Here is a 17,112-nt window from a genome sequence, read left to right as displayed (position 1 = left end):
AAGAGCCTTTCGTCTCAACCGAGGCGCGCATTCTACAGCGTCCTCATCATCTGTCAAGCGGTTATTTTCAGAAGTTTTCAAAGTTTCCTTTGCAACTTCAACCACTTGCGCTTCGTTCGACTTGGCGTCTCACGTCAGCGGGAGGCGAATTCTACAGCGTTACAATCTGCTGTCAACCACCTTTTTCACCGCTGCCGATTAAGTGACCTGAATCGAAGCCCCTCCGCGCTGCTTACTTCGTCTAACTCGTTGAATCTCAAGGAGTTTTCCGTTTCGTCTGCGCCGGAAGTGGGGCGAATTATAGAGACATTGAGAGAGGCGTCAAGCACTAATTCAAACTTTTCTCGCTGTATCCAATTTATGGGATCTCCGCCGCGATAAACGACCCGCAATCACAGGAAGCCGCATGAGAAGAAGAAGCGCGCCGATGCTCGCATAAATGGACCACTCTTTGAGATCCGCCCGGACGATCCAGAACATATGCAGCAGACCAAGCCCCAGCACCGCATAGATAAGCCTGTGCAACTTCTTCCACCGCGTGCCAAGTCGGCGCTGGCTATAGCGGTTGGAAGTAACGGCCAGTGCCAGAAGACAGAGGAAAGCCAGCGTTCCGACGATGATGTAGGGCCGCTTGACCAACTCCACGCCAAGTTGAGCCCAATCGAAACCTAGAATGAAGAAGCTATAAGCCAGCAAGTGCAGCACGACATACGCGAAACACCACAGCCCAAGCTGACGACGCACTGCTATCCAGCCCGCCCAGCCGGTGATGCGCTGCAGCGGGGTCATGGCCAACGTCACCAGCAACGCGATGAGCGTACCCAGTCCAAACCGGTCGACCAGCGCCTTGCCCGGATCAGGCCCGAGATCGAGAATCCATGCCTGATGGAACCACAGCGCCGGTGCAACACATGCCGCGACGAAAACAGACAGACGCCAGAACCAGAAGCGCATCAATAATTCTTCCGCAAATCCATCCCCGTATAGAGAGAGGCGACCTGCTCCCCATACCCGTTGAACATTTCGGTCTGCCGGATGTTGGGGCTGAACAGGCTGCCCGGCAGACGCCGCTCGTGGGCCTGAGTCCATCGCGGATGATCGACCGTTGGATTCACGTTGGCGTAGAAACCGTATTCGTTGGCGGCGATGCTCTGCCAGGTCGTCTTTGGCTGCTCGCTCACAAGACTGATGCGCACGATTGATTTCACGCTTTTGAAGCCGTACTTCCATGGAACGACCAGCCGCAACGGAGCCCCGTTCTGGTTCGGGAGCTCGCGTCCGTACATGCCGACCGCGAGGATTGCCAACGGATTCATTGCCTCATCAAGGCGCAGCCCTTCTACGTAAGGCCAGTCAATCAAGGCGAAGCCGGAACGCTGCCCGGGCATGCTCTGTGGATCCTGCAGTGTTTCGAAACGGATGTACTTCGCGCTGGAAGTAGGCTCGACCTGCTTGAGAAGCTCGGATATCGGAAACCCGATCCACGGGATGACCATCGACCAGGCCTCGACACAACGAAGCCGATAGATTCGCTCCTCCAGCTGGTAAGGCTTGATGAAGTCTTCGAGCGCATACCGGCCGGGCTTACCGACCTCTCCGTCGATGACAATGCTCCACGGCTGGGTCTTCAGCGATCCGGCATTGAGCGCAGGATCGCCCTTGTCGGTGCCGAACTCATAGAAGTTGTTGTAATGCGTGGCGTCCTTGTAGGGCGTGATGGCTTCGTCTTTAACCGTGACGGCCTGCCACTGAGTCGAGGTGAGTCTGGCTTTGAGCCAGGCAGGAGCTGCGCCGGGATCGACGCCGGCATATTGCGAGACCTCGTCCGCCAAGGACCAGCGCGGCAGCGCAGTGGCGGCGAATCCGGCAAAGGTTGCACCGAGCACGGCACGGCGAGAGAGGTAAAGGGATTCAGGTGTAACGTCCGACTCTTTGCAATCGGACGCTGATGGCGACTTGATCAGCATACTGACTCCGCAGCGATAGAGAACTGATGTACCTATGACTGCGGAGTATGCGGGAAATTGTTTACTTATGCCGACGCAGGCGCAGCAGATACTGGATCGGACCCGAGGCTGCGTAGCCCAGGAAGATCAGCAACAAAATGCGCGGCGGATCACTGAACACCACGGCGAACACCAGCACGACGGCCAGGATGGCGACGAAAGGCACCCGGCCTTTGAGGTCCAGTTCCTTGAAGCTGTTGTACTTGATGTTGCTGACCATCAGCATGCCCGCTGCGGCAACCAGTAAGGCGACCAGGAAGGACAGCTTGGAGCCTTGAATCCCGTAATCGCTGAACGCCCAGACCGTACCGGCCACGACGCCGGCAGCAGCCGGGCTGGCGAGTCCGATGAAGTAGCGCTTGTCGGCCTTGCCCACTTGGGTATTGAAGCGCGCCAGACGCAACGCAGCGCCCGCTACATAAATGAAGGCGACCATCCAGCCAACCTTGCCCATGTCGCCAAGTGCCCAGCCGAACGCCAGCAGCGCCGGCGCCACGCCGAAGGCCACCATGTCGGAGAGCGAGTCGTATTCAGCGCCGAATGCGCTCTGCGTATTGGTCATCCGCGCCACGCGACCATCCAGGCCATCGAGCACCATCGCTACGAAGATGGCGATCGCGGCGAACGCGAAATATTTACTCGCGCCGACCTGATCGCCCGCGCTCATGGCGCTCTGAGCGCTCATGGCACTGATGATGGCGTAGAAACCGGCAAACAGGTTCGCGGTGGTGAACAGGTTGGGCAGCAGATAAATACCGCGATGGCGGACCTTGCGCCCTTCGGCATCGTGCCCTTCTTCAATATGTTCATCGATCGGTAGCAGGCTTTCGGCGTCAGAGGCCTTGTTCGGCTCTTCGGGACGTTCGCTCATGGACAACACCTTGCAGCTGGGAAATTTCGACAAGTGCTCGCGGCGCCACTGCGCCGGCAAACGATGCAGCTTTATACCAGATGAGCCCCCATAACGAAAAAGCGCGACCCGAAGGCCGCGCTTTTCGTAAACCGGAACCAGATGGCGTGACGCTTAGTTCTTGGTCTGGTCGACGATTTTGTTCTTGGCGATCCAAGGCATCATCGAGCGCAGTTGCTCACCGATGATCTCGATGCCATGAGCCTTGTTGTTACGACGCTTGGCGGTCATCGACGCATAGTTGCTGGCGCCTTCGGCGATGAACATCTTCGCGTACTCACCGTCCTGGATGCGCTTCAGAGCGTTGCGCATGGCCTGACGGGATTCGGCGTTGATGACTTCAGGACCGGTCACGTATTCGCCGTATTCGGCGTTGTTGGAGATCGAGTAGTTCATGTTGGCGATACCGCCTTCGTACATGAGGTCAACGATCAGTTTCAGTTCGTGCAGGCACTCGAAGTACGCCATTTCTGGCGCGTAACCCGCTTCGACCAGCGTCTCGAAACCGGCTTTCACCAGCTCGACGGTACCGCCGCATAGAACGGCTTGTTCGCCGAACAGGTCAGTTTCGGTTTCATCTTTGAACGTGGTTTCGATGATGCCGGTACGGCCACCGCCCACGCCCGAAGCGTAGGACAGCGCGACGTTTTTGGCGTTGCCCGAGGCGTCTTGGTAAACAGCGATCAGGTCAGGGATGCCGCCGCCTTTGACGAATTCGGTACGTACGGTGTGACCTGGCGCTTTTGGCGCGATCATGATCACGTCCAGATCAGCGCGTGGCACGACCTGGTTGTAGTGAATCGCGAAACCGTGGGAGAAGGCCAGGGTGGCGCCTTTCTTGATGTTCGGCTCGATTTCGTTCTTGTACAGCTGGGACTGGAACTCGTCCGGGGTCAGGATCATGACCAGGTCAGCAGCGGCAACGGCGGTAGCGACGTCAGTCACTTTCAGGCCATGGGCTTCAGCCTTGGCGACAGTGGCGGAACCTTTGCGCAGACCAACAGTGACATCAACGCCGGAATCTTTCAGGTTGCACGCTTGAGCGTGGCCCTGAGAACCGTAACCGATGATGGCAACTTTTTTGCCCTGGATGATCGAAAGGTCGCAGTCTTTGTCGTAATAAACTTTCATGAAATTCCCCTGTTATCTCGGCCGTTCAGGCCATTCGCTAAATGTAGGTTAGATGCTCAGCACTTTGTCGCCGCGAGCAATGCCCGTGACGCCGCTGCGTACGGTTTCCAGGATGGCAGTGGTGCCGATGGCCTGGATGAAGCTGTCCAGTTTGTCGCTCGTCCCTGTCAGCTGCACCGTATAGACGCTGCTGGAAACATCGACGATCTGCCCACGGAAAATATCGGTGGTGCGCTTGATCTCGGCACGTTGAGCACCGGTGGCCTTCACCTTGATCAGCATCAGCTCACGCTCGATATGGGCGCTTTCCGACAGATCCACCAACTTGACCACTTCAACCAGCTTGTTGAGGTTCTTGGTGATCTGCTCGATCACCTCATCGTGCCCGACGGTCGTCAGCGTCAGACGCGACAGGGTCGGGTCTTCAGTGGGCGCCACGGTCAGGCTTTCGATGTTGTAGTTACGCTGCGAAAACAGCCCGACGACGCGAGACAAGGCACCCGGTTCGTTTTCCAGCAGTAGCGAGATGATGTGCCGCATGGTTATGTCCGCTCCGTCTTGCTCAGCCACATGTCACGCATCGAGCCGTCTCTGATTTGCATCGGATAAACGTGCTCGGCGACGTCGACCTGGATGTCGAGGAACACCAGGCGATCCTTCATGGCGAACGCTTCTTCCATTTTCGGCTTCAGGTCTTTCAGATCGGTGATCTTCATGCCGACATGGCCATAGGCCTCGACCAGCTTCACGAAGTCGGGCAGCGACTCCATGTAGGAATGCGAGTGGCGGCCGCTGTAGCTCATGTCCTGCCATTGACGAACCATGCCAAGCACGCCGTTGTTGAGCAGGATGATCTTCACCGGCAGGTTGTATTGCAGGCAGGTCGACAGTTCCTGGATGTTCATCTGGATGCTGCCCTCGCCTGTCACGCAGGCGACGTCTGCATCCGGAAAGCTCAGCGCAACGCCCATGGCCGCCGGCAGACCGAAGCCCATCGTGCCCAGGCCGCCAGAGTTGATCCAGCGGTTAGGCTTGTTGAAGCGGTAGTACTGAGCCGCAAACATCTGGTGCTGACCCACGTCGGACGAAACGTAAGCATCGCCCTTGGTGACTTCGCACAATGTTTCGATGACCGTCTGAGGCTTGATCAGGCTGCCGTCGCCACGGTTGTACGGGAACAGATCCCCACCGGCACGCCACTCGTCGATCTGCTTCCACCAGGTTGCCACCGAATCCTTGCTTGGCGTCTCGCCGATTTCCTTGAGGGTGGTGACCATCTCGGTCAGAACGCTCTCGACCGGACCGACGATAGGCACGTCAGCCTTGATGGTCTTGGAGATCGACGCAGGGTCGATATCGATGTGAATGACTTTGGCGTTCGGGCAAAACTTCGATGGTCCGTTGATGACGCGGTCGTCGAAGCGTGCGCCAACAGCCAGAATCACGTCAGCGTGGTGCATCGCAAGGTTGGCGGTGTAGCTGCCGTGCATGCCGAGCATGCCGACGAACTGGCGATCGGTGCCCGGGTAAGCGCCCAGTCCCATCAACGTATTGGTCACCGGAGCATTAAGAAGCTGCGCCAGTTCGGTCAGTTGCGCCGAGCCGTTGCCCATGATCACGCCGCCGCCGGCGTAGATGATCGGGCGTTTGGCCGCGACCAGCATTTCCACGGCTTTGCGGATCTGGCCGGAGTGACCACGAACTGCCGGGCTGTAAGAACGCAGCTTGGCTTTCTTAGGGAATACGTATTCGAACTTCTCCGCCGGGTTGGTCATGTCTTTCGGAATGTCGACAACGACTGGACCAGGACGGCCGGACTGCGCCAGGTAGAAGGCCTTTTTAAGAACTTCCGGGATTTCCGACGGGTGTTTGATCATGAAGCTGTGCTTCACGATCGGCCGGGAGATACCGATCATGTCGGTTTCCTGGAATGCGTCGGTTCCCACCATGGTGCTTGGAACCTGCCCCGACAGCACGACCATCGGGATCGAGTCCATGTAGGCCGTGGCGATACCGGTGATCGCGTTGGTGGCGCCGGGACCAGAGGTCACCAGGACCACGCCCGCTTTGCCGGTGGCACGAGCATAACCGTCGGCCATGTGAGTGGCAGCCTGTTCGTGACGAACGAGGATGTGGCTCACAGCCGGTTCTTTGAACAGCGCGTCGTAAATATGCAGGAGGGCACCACCCGGGTACCCATAGATATGCTCAACGCCTTCGTCACGCAAAAAGCGGACGACCATTTCAGCGCCAGATAAAAGCTCCACGTTGTTCACCTCTAAAACGCCAGAATACCGTCCACACAAACGAGGAGACGGGTCTTAATAGGTTTACTGCAAAGCAGAGCATGAGCGACGGTGGTCGCCGACTACGTCAGCACTGACTGAGCAAGTATTGGGATCGCCCCTTAAGTGTTTCGGGGTCTTCCCACCCAGCGCGAGGTAACGCGTTGCGGGTGTTACAGGTCGGCGCGGGTGTGCGCCTCATGATCTACCGAGACGGTCTGCTTCTGGCAGTCCCTCTACAGCGAACTTTGGATTGTTCTGATTCGCTCCCTGCAAGTCAAGTCATCCATGCGCTTTCTTCACCCACCGGGCATGAAAAAGCACCGAATGAGGTCGTCGTGGCAGGCTTGTGATAGTTTTCCGCCAGACAGCCACAGACGTTAAGGAAGCAGTAATGCGCTGGATGATTTTTGCCGCCACGCTGGCATGTGCGGTCAGCCCGGCGGTCGGTCAGGCGGCCCAGATCTACAAATGGGTCGACGCCCAGGGCGTGACTCATTTCGACGCGCAGCCGCCGGCAGGACAGCCTGCGCAAGAGATCGAGACGCAAAAACCCGTCGCACCGCCTCCGCCTTCACCCTCGCCGTCCAGCGGCGCCGAAGAACAGGAAGCCACGGACGCGAAAATCAGAAGGCAGGTCGCGGCCCAGGATGCCAAGCGCAAGGAGGCGTGCGAAAGGCAGCGCACCAACCTTGCGCAGCTACAGAACAATCCGCGAGTGCGCGAAGAGGTAAATGGAGAATTCCGGCGTTTCACCGAAGAGGAACGTCAGGCCCGAATCGTCGAGGTCAAGCAGTACCTCGACGACAACTGTAACTGAGGTCAGGTCGATTCGGTGATCAGGCGATCGAAGTGAGCCAGCAGGGCTTGTAGCTCACGGGTTTCGCGAGCGCGGGTGGCGTACACCATCTGCGCCATTTCCAGGATGCCGGAGGCATTGGGCAGCGCCAGGTCCTGCTCAAGAATGGTCTTCATGCGCGGCAGGAAAATCCACTGCAGCCACTGATCGAAATCCAGCGTATCGACGCAGAACGGCTCGCGGCTGGCGAGCTCTTCGTCGCTGGGCGGCACCTCCCTCCACCAGCCCAGCACACGCAGCTCGCGTTCGATCAACAGTAGTTGGTCAGCGATCTCCGGGAAGCGTTTATCCATTAGCTTTCTGCCGCGCCAGGGCTGCACCGGCCGCATCGCCCTGCTTCTCGCGGGATTGCGCGATCAGTCCCCAAAGGCTTGCCTGAAGACTGGCGCGGCCATTGGCATAGGTCAGGCCGCGACGGGCCAGTTGCTCGGCCTGCGGGGCGTCGCCTTGAGCCAGGCGAACCTGTGCCAGACGATAGAGGACCTGAGGCTCACGCGGCGCGACCCGCTGAGCGCGCTCGAGGCTGGAGGCCGCGCCGTTGAGATCGCCGCTGCTTTGTTGCTGTTGAGCGGTGGTCAGCAAGGCCAGCACCGGGCCATCAAGCTGCTCGTCAGCCGACAGGCCACCGCTGGACGCAGACGGAATGCCGGTTGGTGCCGATGAAGATGGCATGTTGTAGGTGTTGCTGGTGGCCGCTGGCGGCGTATAGGTGCTGCCCGCCGGCGCCTGATTGACCGGTGAAGTATCGATCGGGGCGGTGCTGATGGGGGCGTTATTGCTTGGCGGCACGAACGTCGAGATCGGCGCCGCACTGGCATTGGCGCCGCCTGGCACCATCACCACGACGCCTGAATCCTCGGGAATGGCCTGAGGTTGGGCCTGGTTCTGGACCGGCGCGCGATACGTGTTGTTGCGGTTCGATGAAACGCGCTCGCTGTTGGACACGCGCGACCCGGAGTCCACCACCGGAATGGCGCTGCGCGTCTGACTTGCACAACCGTTAAGCAAAGCCAAGGCCGTTAAAGCCGGAATCCACCACTTGTTCACTTGACACCCTCTTTGCTTAGTTCAACCAGCCTTTGACCCAGTCCATCACCGAATCGGCAGGCGCTGTCGGTCCACCGCAGGTCGGGCCGGGTTGCGGCTCACTGCCGCGAATATACGGCATCTGCACCGCGTTCGGGCAGCTTGGATCAGTGCCCTGTCCGGTGCTCGCATTGACCCACGCCTGCACGACGTTGTCAGGCATCGCCATATCCAGCGGCAGCGGATCGGCTTTTTTCATGAAGCTGGTCCAGATCTGCAACGCGCCAGTCGCACCGGTGAACGGCGTCTTGCCGTTATCGTCGCGCCCCATCCAGACAATCGCCAGCAGATCCTGACTGAAACCTGCAAACCAGCTGTCTCGGGAGTCGTTCGTGGTGCCGGACTTGCCCGCCAGATTCAGCGTGCTCGGCAAGACGTTGTACACCGACTTGCCGGTGCCTTCACGCATGACCCGCTGCATGGCGTTCTGCAGGAGATAGATCGAACCCGGATCGAAACGTTGCTGGATCTGGAACGGATAACGTTTGAGCGGCTCGCCCTCCGCCGTGAGCACGCTGCGGATTCCGCGCAATGGCGTATTGAAACCTCCGCTGGCGATCGTCTGGTACATCGTCGCGACTTCTATCGGGCTCAAGGCGCCAGCGCCCAGCAGCATCGACGGAAACGCCGGCCAGTCACGGGTCACGCCCAGCTTGGTCAGCGTCTTGAAAACATTCGGCACGCCCAGATCAAGCCCCAGCTTGGCGCTCGACAAGTTGTAAGAATGCGCCAGCCCCTGGTACAGGAAGATATTCCCGTGGGCCTTGTGATCGAAGTTCTGCGGTTTCCAGATCTGGCCATCCGCACCTTTCACCTGAAACGGCTCGTCCGGCACCCAACTGGTGAGGGTGTACTGTTGAGGCCGCTCCAGCGCAGTCAGGTAGATAGCCGGCTTGACCAACGAGCCAATCGGTCTGACCGCATCCAGCGCCCGATTGAAGCCGGCAAAGCCCGCCTGACGGCTGCCGATCAGCGCCTGAACCTCGCCAGTCTCGGGGTTGGTCACGACCATCGCCGTTTCCATTTCGTCCGCGCCCTTGCGCCCGGCAATCTTCGCGAAGCTCTCACGCACTGCAGCTTCGGACTTCATTTGCAGGATCGGATCGAAGCTGGTGAAGATCCGCAGCCCTTCCTCGGTCAAGTCTTCGTCCCGGTAGTCCTGACGCAACTGGCGTTTGACCAGGTCGAGGAAGTCCGGGAACGAGCTGTCGGCCAAAGAACCTGTCTTGGTGACGCCCAGCGGCATTTTCTTCGCCGCCGCCACCGCTTCAGGCGTGGCGACGCCTTGCTGCTCCAGCAGGTCCAGCACCAGATTTCGCCGCTCCAACGCACGGTCCGGGTTGCGACGCGGGTTGTAATAAGAAGGCCCTTTGACCAGACCGACCAGCAACGCCACCTGATGCAGCTTCAGCTCGGACAGCGGCTGACTGAAGAAATACTGACTCGCAAGGCCAAAGCCGTGCACCGCACGCTGACCATCCTGACCGACGAACACTTCGTTCAGGTAAGCCTCGAGAATCTCCTGCTTGCTGTAATGGATCTCCAGCAGCACAGCCATCATCGCTTCGGTCAGTTTGCGCGTGATGCTGCGCTCGTTGGTCAGGTAAAAGTTTTTCACCAACTGCTGAGTCAGCGTCGACCCGCCCTGGCGCATCTGGCCTGCCGATGCGTTGACCCAGAAGGCACGGGCGATGGACTTCGGCGATACGCCAAAGTGGTGGTAGAAATCGCGGTCTTCGACGGTGACCAGTGTGTCGAGCAGATAAGGCGGCGCCTGATCGAGCTTGATGAGGATCCGGTCTTCAAGGTTCTTCGGATACAGCCCGCCGATCATCAGCGGTTCAAGGCGCGCAACGGCAAGCTTGGAGCCGTTGGCCGCGGTCAGGTCGGCGACGTAGTCCCCGGAGAAGCGCACGTGAATCTGCTGTGCAGGATCGGCGCCCTCATAAAACTGAAAGCCGCGGGTATTGAGATCGACGCTGTTGCCGTTCACCGACGCAGCACCTGGCCCGTTGGCGACGCTTTCACGGCGATAGCCCAGCGCATCGAGCTCGATCAGGAAGTCGTCGCGCGACAGCTTCTGGCCGACGAACAATTCCAGCGGACGAGCGTAGACCTTGGCCGGGATCGTCCAGCGCTTGCCGGAGAATTTCTCCTGGACAATGGAGTCCAGGTAAACGGCGAAGCAGGCCAGGATCACCAGGCCGACAAGACTGAGTTTCAGGGCCCAGCCCAACAGGCTGCGAACGCGGCTGTTGGCGGGTTTCGGGGATTTTTTTGAAGTACGGGATCGGGTCATGGCGGCGGATTATACGCACTTTCCAAGTCATCGGCAGAGCCGCTCACAGCGGTTTGCAGCGATGCGCCAAGCGGCCATAATGGCCGCCTTCAGACACCTCTCCACCGATTTGTAATCTTTCAAGGATCGTCCGTGAGCCAGACATTGATAGCAGCCCTGCAAAACCCCGCTCTGTTTCCACATCCGGTGGAGCAGTTCCAGCTCATTGAAACGCATATTTCCTGGGTGCTGCTCACGGGCCCTTATGTTTACAAGATGAAAAAGCCGGTCAATTTCGGCTTCCTTGATTTCACCACGCTGGCCAACCGCAAGCATTTCTGCGAACAGGAATTGATGCTCAACCAGCGCCTGACCGATGATTTGTATCTGGAAGTGTTGCCGGTGACCGGCAGCGCCGAAGCGCCGCAGCTGGGCGGTGAAGGCGAGGCCATCGAATACGTTCTGAAAATGCGCCAGTTCCCTCAGGAGGGTTTGCTCAGCACGCTGCAGACCAATGGCGAACTGACCACGGCGCACATCGACGACATGGCCAGACAGGTCGCCGAGTTTCATTTGAAAGCGCCGGTGGTTGCGGCCGATAAGCCGTATGGTTCGCCGGACAGCGTGATGGCGCCTGTCGTACAGAACTTCGAGCAGATTCTGCCGTTTCTGAGCGAAAAGGCAGACCTGATCCAGTTGCAGGCCTTGGAAGCCTGGGCGAAAACCAGCTTCGAGCGCCTCAAGCCTCTGATGGCGCAACGCAAACTCGAAGGTTTCACCCGCGAGTGTCACGGCGACATCCATCTGGGCAACGCCACATTGATCGACGGCAAGGTCGTGATCTTCGACTGCATCGAATTCAACGAGCCGTTCCGCATGACCGACGTGTACGCCGATGTCGGGTTTCTCGCGATGGACCTGGAAGACCGTGGCCTGAAAAGCCTTTCGCGTCGCTTCGTCAGCCAGTATCTGGAGCTCACCGGCGACTACGCAGGCCTGGAACTGCTCAACTTCTACAAAGCGTATCGGGCGCTGGTCCGCGCCAAGGTCTCCCTGTTCAGCCTCTCAGCCGATGCCGATCACGTGCAGCGCGCCACCACGCTGCGCCAATATCGCAACTACGCCAATCTGGCGGAAAGCTACAGCGCGATTCCGTCGAATTTCCTGGCGATCACTCATGGGGTGTCCGCCGTTGGCAAAAGCCATGTCGCCATGCGCCTGGTCGAAGCGCTGGGCGCCGTTCGCCTGCGTTCCGATGTCGAGCGCAAGCGCTTGTTCAAAGACGGCAAGGACCTGTATTCCGCCGCTGCCAGCGACGCAACTTACGCGCGCCTGAACGAACTGGCAGCGGTCGTCCTGCACGCGGGGCTGCCGGTCGTGATCGACGCGACCTACCTGAAACTGGAGCAACGCCTTGCGACGGCGCACATTGCCGAATCAACCGGCGCGCCTTTCCTGATTCTCGACTGCGCGGCGCCTAAAGCCGTCATTCAAGGTTGGCTGGCCCAACGTCAGGCACACAATCAGGACCCTTCCGACGCGACAATGGAGGTCATCGAAGCTCAGCTTGCCAGTCGCGAGGCTCTGACCGCGGATGAAATCCTGCGTAGCCGGCATGTTGAAACCAACATCAGTGGCGATCTGGACAGGCTGGTCACTGACATTCGCCAGCGCCTGCCGGGGCTGTAAGGCAAGACTCCGCCGGTGGTCGAGTCGTGGAGATATCGCTTCACGGCTCGAGACTGGTGGCATTATAATGGCGTCAGAATTCCAACAAGGGGACGCCAGATGAACCAGCCCAAGCAGCTCGACTCACCGCTGTTCGCGTTACTGCGCAAAGACGACATCACCGCTTTCAATCTACAGCGCCCCACAACAGGTCCCATCGATTTGTCCGGTGGCGACTTTCGCGGTCTTGACCTTCGCGAACTCAACGCTGCCGATATCGACTTCAGCGATGCGTACTTTCGCTCTGCGGACCTGCGCGGCGTTGACTTCCGCACCACGCTCCTCGAAGGCGCCAGCATTGCTCACGCTCAGATTTCCGGGGCGTACTTCCCTCCTGAGTTGAGCGCGGACGAGATCCTCATGTCAGTCAACTTCGGCACTCGCCTGCGTTACCGCACCCGCTAAGTCCTGATCCCCACAGCAAAAACACCGACGCCCTGCATGCGCCCTCATGCCGGGCCCGTGCCGTGCTGCCTGCCAGTGAATGACCGTTCGGCGCCTTGAGCCGACTTTTGCAGGTCATCACCTTCCGCACCCGCCATCGCAACTACACTCATTCTTACGGCTTGTCCTGAAGTTTGCGTCAAGTCCTGGAGCTGTTTAACAAGGAGCTACAGTCACAAGGACGCATGTCATGATCATGGATGATGAACTGCAACGCATGAAAAATCTGGGGAAGACCTCGGCTCAATGGCTGCATGCTGCAGGCATACATAACGCGGCCGACCTTCGTCGTGTTGGCGCCATTCACGCTTATCGCGCCGTCAGAACCAAAGGCTTTCGCGCTTCGAAAGTACTGCTCTACGCGCTCGAAGGCGCGCTGCTCGACCTGCACTGGTGCGACTTATCCATCGACCGAAAAAACTCGCTCAATCAACAGCTAGAAAGACTGGGCAGTCGGCAGACTGCCTCTCAGGTCATGCAGGCAGGAAAATAGTTGGAAATTACCTGTTGACTTACAAATGAGAATCACTATGATTATCACATCCAGTCGCGAGGCTGGTTGGTAACCTGAATGGCTCCTTGGTTCGGACGTTCAGATTATCTCCTCATCAGGCTAATCACGGTTTTTGACCCGGCTTTTTGCCGGGTCTTTTTTTGCCTGAAGAAAGCCGAGAGGCGTTACGAACCCACGCCCAGATGCAGCAACAGATCATCCAGCAGGCTCGTCGCACCCAACCGCAACCTCCCCTGCTCCAGCCAGAAATCGCCGAATCGGGCGCTGGCCTGTTCCATGTAAACCTGCGCCTCTGCCAAGGTACGTACGTTGCCCGAAGCCTTTAGCCCGACATGCGCGCCCGTCTCGGCGATGGCTTCAAGCAGGATGCGGCTGGCTTGCGGAGTGGCGCTGACGATCTGCTTACCCGTGCTGGTCTTCAGAAAACCGGCGCCTTCCTGAATAGCGACCCGGCACACGCCGTAAATCATTTGCGGATCCCGCAGCACACCGGTCTCCAGCGTGACGGTCAGGCTGCCGCGTCGCGTGCATTTCGCCTTGCACGCCGCAATCATTTCGCCGCCGATGTGCTTATTACCACCCAACAGCGCATGGAAGGGATAGACCAGATCGATTTCGTCAGCGCCTGCCAGAATCGCCGCCTGGGTTTCCGACTCGACGGATGCGATCGTCGGGCTGCCGCCGGTGAAATTGACCGCCGCGACCACTTTGACGTCTCGCGCCCGCAGGTTATCGAGGGTGCGCCGCGCCAATCCTGCGAATCGGGGCAGAACGCACACGGCGGCCACATCGCCGACAGGCGTGAGCGCGCGCTGGCATAACGCAACGATCCGTTCCTGAGTGTCATCGGCGTTCAACGATGTCAGCTCCATCAAGCCAATCGCCTGTTGTGCCAACGCTTCGCTGTTGTCGTTTACTGCGTTCATTCCGCCTCCTCAATGCTGTCGTTGAGCCGACGATAATCCAGCGAGGGTACGAAGAATTGGTGTCGGGACGGTGAGAGAGCCAGCCTACGCGAGTATCGGAAATGTCTTTAGGACGTTGCCTGCAAGCGCAGTGTGTAGAAACGAGCGCGCGGCAGACCTGGCCACTGGCTCAACGCGCGATCACCAGCGGATGGCCTCGCTCGGGATGAACCTGCACCAGTACGTCCAGCCCGAAGACCGACCTGAGCGGCTCAGGCGCCAGCACGACCTGCGGCGAACCTGACAGATAAGGTCTACCGTTTTCGAGCAGCAACAGGTGGTCACAGTAGCGCGCGGCCAGGTTCAGATCATGCAGGATGACCAGCACGGCACCACCGCGATCGGCAAATTCACGCACGGCCTGCAAGGTGGTGTGTTGGTGCAAGGGGTCAAGCATGGACGTCGGCTCATCCAGCAACAGCGTTTGCGCGCCCTCGCCCCCTGCCAATTGTGCCAGCACTCGCGCCAGATGCACCCGCTGACGCTCACCCCCTGACAAGGTCAGGTAATTGCGATCCTGCAGATGAAGCGAGTCGACGGCCTCAAGTGACGCACGAATGATCTCGGCGTCGCGTTGCCGGCCCGTATCGTGTGGCAGCCGCCCCATGGCGATCACCTCATGGACGTTAAACGCAAAGCTCAACGTCGAGCTCTGCGGCAAAACCGCCAGGCGCCGCGCGCGCTCACGACCGCTCCATTCAGCCAGCGCACGGTTGTCCAGGCTGATCCGCCCCTTCGCGGTTTTCAATTCACCGCTCATGGCGCCGAGCAGCGTGCTCTTTCCTGCGCCATTCGGACCGAGCACACCCAGAATTTCGCCTGGGGCAAGCGTCAGGTCGACATTCATCAGAACGTCCTTGCCGTCGCGGTGAACGCAGAGGTTTTCGGCGATCATCATCAGGTCCGCCCTCTGACCAGCAGGAATAAAAAGAACGGCGCGCCGAGGAACGCCGTCACGATGCCGATCGGCAATTCCGCCGGAGCCAGCACCAGACGGGCGAAGACGTCGGCGAACAGCAGCAGGCTCGCACCGGCCAGCGCCGACGCAGGCAACACCACCCGATGATCGGGGCCTGCGATCAGCCGGACCAGATGCGGCACGATCAGACCGATAAACCCGATCAGTCCGGCCGCCGCCACAGCCGCCCCCACGCCGAGCGCGATGCACAGAATCAGTTCGCCCTTGAGACGCTCCACCTCGATACCCAGGTGACGCGCTTCGGACTCACCCAGCAACAGCGCGTTCAACGCTTTCGCCCGACGCGGCAGCCAAACGATCACAAGCACGCAGACCAACAACAGCGGCCATAAACGCGCGTAACTTGCGCCATTGAGCGTGCCCAGATTCCAGAATGTCAGCGTGCGCAACGTCGCGTCGTCCGCCAGATACGTGAAAAGCCCGATGATAGAGCCGGCCAGCGCCGTCATTGCCACGCCCGCCAGCAACATGATGCCGACGCTGGTCTGGCCATCGCGCCTGCCTAGCCGGTAAACGATACCGGTCACCATCAATCCGCCAGCGAAGGCACAGAGGGAAAGCAGATACGGTGCGAAGGCTTCCGGCAGCCCACCCAGTGAAGCGCCTGCCACAATGGCGACGGCCGCGCCGAGTGCTGCGCCGCTGGAAACGCCAACCAGACCGGGGTCGGCCAGTGGATTGCGAAACAGGCCTTGCATCGCGACGCCAGACAGCGCCAGCACTGCGCCCACTGCCAGACCGAGCAACGTGCGCGGCAGACGGATCTGGCCAAGGATCAATTCGGCCTGCTGCAAGTCGTGGCCGGCAATCGGAAAGCCGAGCAGGCGCAGGCCGGCGCGCAAGGTATCCATCAGCGGCAGACTGACCGGCCCTAGCGCAAGAGATAGCCAGACGGCCAGTAGACACGCCAGGCTCAACACAATGAACAGTGTTCGCGGTTGCAGGATGACCCTCATTGAGCGGGCGACACCTTGGCGTTGATGGCGGTATCTGCAGGATAGAAGGCTTTGCTCAAGTGCTTGATCGCCTCAGGCAGACGTGGGCCCAAGCCACCCACCAGCAGTGTTGGGTCGACTTCCACGAATCTGTTGTCACGCGCAGCCCGAGAGGCCGCCAGTACCGGGTTCTGCTTGAGCAGGGCGTCACGCGCCGAAGCGCCATTCTGGGCCCGGTCGGTGAGCACCACCACCTCGGGACTGAGCCCCGCCATGGCCTCGGCGGAGAAAATCTTATAATCGCTGTGGGTCGCCAGATTGCGGCCTCCAGCCTGCTTGATCAACCAGTCGCCAACGGTCCCTGCGCCCGCAACCATGGGCGCGGCGCCCGCATGACTGACCAGCAGCATCACGCCAGGAGCCGACTGATGTTGTTGCGCCTGATCGACCCACGTGTGCTGACTGTCCAGTTGCCGCGCGAAGCTCTCGCTGAGACGACGGGCCTCATCCTGTTTGCCGAGCAATGTGCCAAGCGTTTCCAGATTACCTTTCAGCGCAGACACATCGGCGCTGGCGGATAACACTTGCACCTTGATGCCGGCAGCACGCAGTTGTTCGATGACGGCGGGAGGCCCCATTTCTTCGGTCCCGACAATAATGTCCGGACGCAGACTGAGGATGCCTTCCGACGACAACTGACGCTGATAACCGATGCTGGGCAGCGCTTTCAGCGTTTGCGGGTGCTGACTGGTGGTGTCGACGCCGACCAGCTGCGACTCGCCGCCCAATGCCACGACCCACTCGGTCAACGCGCCCCCGGCACTGACCCAGCGTTGCGGCGATGGAGTGTCGGCCAAGGCCAGGTTTGCAATCACCAGGCCGGTCAGGATCGCGGTCAGTCGGGTCATGAAACGCATAACGGGGAGATCCCTTATAAGGAAGGTAAAACGGAGTGCGCTTGTCAGCGGTTCCTCTGGTACGTCGTGTCGACT

General features: G+C 59.6%; 17 protein-coding genes. 4 read left to right on the top strand and 13 right to left on the bottom strand.

What is annotated here, in order from left to right; translation table 11 throughout:
- Positions 1-333: 333 nt before the first annotated feature.
- The 6 genes from msrQ to BMZ10_RS26000 all read right to left on the bottom strand — a co-directional run bounded on the left by msrQ (position 334) and on the right by BMZ10_RS26000 (position 6,314).
- Positions 334-954 carry a protein-methionine-sulfoxide reductase heme-binding subunit MsrQ gene (msrQ, locus tag BMZ10_RS26025; protein WP_093469293.1) on the bottom strand — a complete coding sequence of 207 codons (621 nt, stop codon included), beginning with the start codon at positions 952-954 and terminating at the stop codon, positions 334-336.
- The gene (gene msrP / locus BMZ10_RS26020; RefSeq protein WP_093469290.1) at positions 954-1,967 is read right to left on the bottom strand and encodes a protein-methionine-sulfoxide reductase catalytic subunit MsrP; all 1,014 of its coding nucleotides are present in this window, start codon (positions 1,965-1,967) and stop codon (positions 954-956) included. The genes msrQ and msrP overlap by 1 nt, the downstream gene beginning before the upstream one ends.
- A gap of 61 nt (positions 1,968-2,028) precedes the next feature.
- The gene (gene pssA / locus BMZ10_RS26015; RefSeq protein WP_074759257.1) at positions 2,029-2,877 is read right to left on the bottom strand and encodes a CDP-diacylglycerol--serine O-phosphatidyltransferase; all 849 of its coding nucleotides are present in this window, start codon (positions 2,875-2,877) and stop codon (positions 2,029-2,031) included.
- A gap of 153 nt (positions 2,878-3,030) precedes the next feature.
- Entirely contained in the window at positions 3,031-4,047 is a 1,017-nt protein-coding gene (gene ilvC / locus BMZ10_RS26010) for a ketol-acid reductoisomerase (RefSeq protein WP_093469287.1), read from the bottom strand.
- 48 nt (positions 4,048-4,095) lie between these two features.
- Positions 4,096-4,587 (bottom strand): acetolactate synthase small subunit, encoded by a 492-nt coding sequence (gene ilvN, locus BMZ10_RS26005; RefSeq protein WP_093469284.1) that lies wholly within the window; start codon positions 4,585-4,587, stop codon positions 4,096-4,098.
- Between the two features lie 2 nt (positions 4,588-4,589).
- Positions 4,590-6,314, bottom strand: a complete 1,725-nt coding sequence (locus tag BMZ10_RS26000) for an acetolactate synthase 3 large subunit (RefSeq protein ID WP_093469312.1) — start codon at positions 6,312-6,314, stop codon at positions 4,590-4,592.
- Between the two features lie 412 nt (positions 6,315-6,726).
- Between BMZ10_RS26000 and BMZ10_RS25995 the strand changes: the two genes are divergently transcribed.
- Positions 6,727-7,152: a DUF4124 domain-containing protein gene (locus BMZ10_RS25995; protein WP_093469281.1), complete on the top strand. Its 426-nt coding sequence runs from the start codon at positions 6,727-6,729 to the stop codon at positions 7,150-7,152.
- Between the two features lie 2 nt (positions 7,153-7,154).
- On the opposite strand, the gene BMZ10_RS25990 is transcribed toward BMZ10_RS25995, so the two are convergent.
- From BMZ10_RS25990 to mrcB, 3 genes are read right to left on the bottom strand one after another with little or no spacing between them, the layout of a single operon-like run.
- Positions 7,155-7,484, bottom strand: a complete 330-nt coding sequence (locus BMZ10_RS25990; protein ID WP_093469279.1) for a YqcC family protein — start codon at positions 7,482-7,484, stop codon at positions 7,155-7,157.
- Positions 7,477-8,238, bottom strand: coding sequence for a tetratricopeptide repeat protein (locus BMZ10_RS25985; RefSeq protein WP_093469276.1), 762 nt, complete (start codon positions 8,236-8,238; stop codon positions 7,477-7,479). The genes BMZ10_RS25990 and BMZ10_RS25985 overlap by 8 nt, the downstream gene beginning before the upstream one ends.
- Positions 8,239-8,254: 16 nt before the next feature.
- Positions 8,255-10,576 (bottom strand): penicillin-binding protein 1B, encoded by a 2,322-nt coding sequence (gene mrcB / locus BMZ10_RS25980; protein ID WP_093469273.1) that lies wholly within the window; start codon positions 10,574-10,576, stop codon positions 8,255-8,257.
- 132 nt (positions 10,577-10,708) lie between these two features.
- On the opposite strand from mrcB, the gene BMZ10_RS25975 reads away from it, so the two are divergent.
- The 3 genes from BMZ10_RS25975 to BMZ10_RS25965 all read left to right on the top strand — a co-directional run bounded on the left by BMZ10_RS25975 (position 10,709) and on the right by BMZ10_RS25965 (position 13,220).
- The gene (locus tag BMZ10_RS25975; protein ID WP_093469270.1) at positions 10,709-12,244 is read left to right on the top strand and encodes a bifunctional aminoglycoside phosphotransferase/ATP-binding protein; all 1,536 of its coding nucleotides are present in this window, start codon (positions 10,709-10,711) and stop codon (positions 12,242-12,244) included.
- Between the two features lie 99 nt (positions 12,245-12,343).
- Positions 12,344-12,688 (top strand): pentapeptide repeat-containing protein, encoded by a 345-nt coding sequence (locus BMZ10_RS25970; RefSeq protein WP_093469267.1) that lies wholly within the window; start codon positions 12,344-12,346, stop codon positions 12,686-12,688.
- Between the two features lie 235 nt (positions 12,689-12,923).
- Positions 12,924-13,220 carry a TfoX/Sxy family protein gene (locus BMZ10_RS25965; protein WP_093469309.1) on the top strand — a complete coding sequence of 99 codons (297 nt, stop codon included), beginning with the start codon at positions 12,924-12,926 and terminating at the stop codon, positions 13,218-13,220.
- 185 nt (positions 13,221-13,405) lie between these two features.
- Here the strand turns inward: BMZ10_RS25965 and deoC are convergent, their stop codons facing one another.
- From deoC to BMZ10_RS25945, 4 genes are all read right to left on the bottom strand, one after another.
- Positions 13,406-14,167, bottom strand: coding sequence for a deoxyribose-phosphate aldolase (gene deoC / locus BMZ10_RS25960; protein ID WP_093469264.1), 762 nt, complete (start codon positions 14,165-14,167; stop codon positions 13,406-13,408).
- A 169-nt stretch (positions 14,168-14,336) separates the two neighbouring features.
- A complete protein-coding gene (locus tag BMZ10_RS25955) occupies positions 14,337-15,104 on the bottom strand; it encodes a heme ABC transporter ATP-binding protein (RefSeq protein ID WP_093469261.1) in 768 nt (255 codons plus the stop codon).
- Positions 15,104-16,141 carry a FecCD family ABC transporter permease gene (locus BMZ10_RS25950; protein ID WP_093469258.1) on the bottom strand — a complete coding sequence of 346 codons (1,038 nt, stop codon included), beginning with the start codon at positions 16,139-16,141 and terminating at the stop codon, positions 15,104-15,106. Before BMZ10_RS25950 ends, BMZ10_RS25955 begins: the two co-directional genes overlap by 1 nt.
- Complete coding sequence (locus BMZ10_RS25945) at positions 16,138-17,037, bottom strand: heme/hemin ABC transporter substrate-binding protein (protein ID WP_093469255.1); 900 nt, start codon at positions 17,035-17,037, stop codon at positions 16,138-16,140. Before BMZ10_RS25945 ends, BMZ10_RS25950 begins: the two co-directional genes overlap by 4 nt.
- Positions 17,038-17,112: the final 75 nt, after the last annotated feature.

The sequence above is a fragment of the Pseudomonas sp. NFR16 genome, from assembly GCF_900108875.1.
Lineage (GTDB): Bacteria > Pseudomonadota > Gammaproteobacteria > Pseudomonadales > Pseudomonadaceae > Aquipseudomonas.
This window is presented reverse-complemented; position numbering and strand designations above follow the sequence as displayed.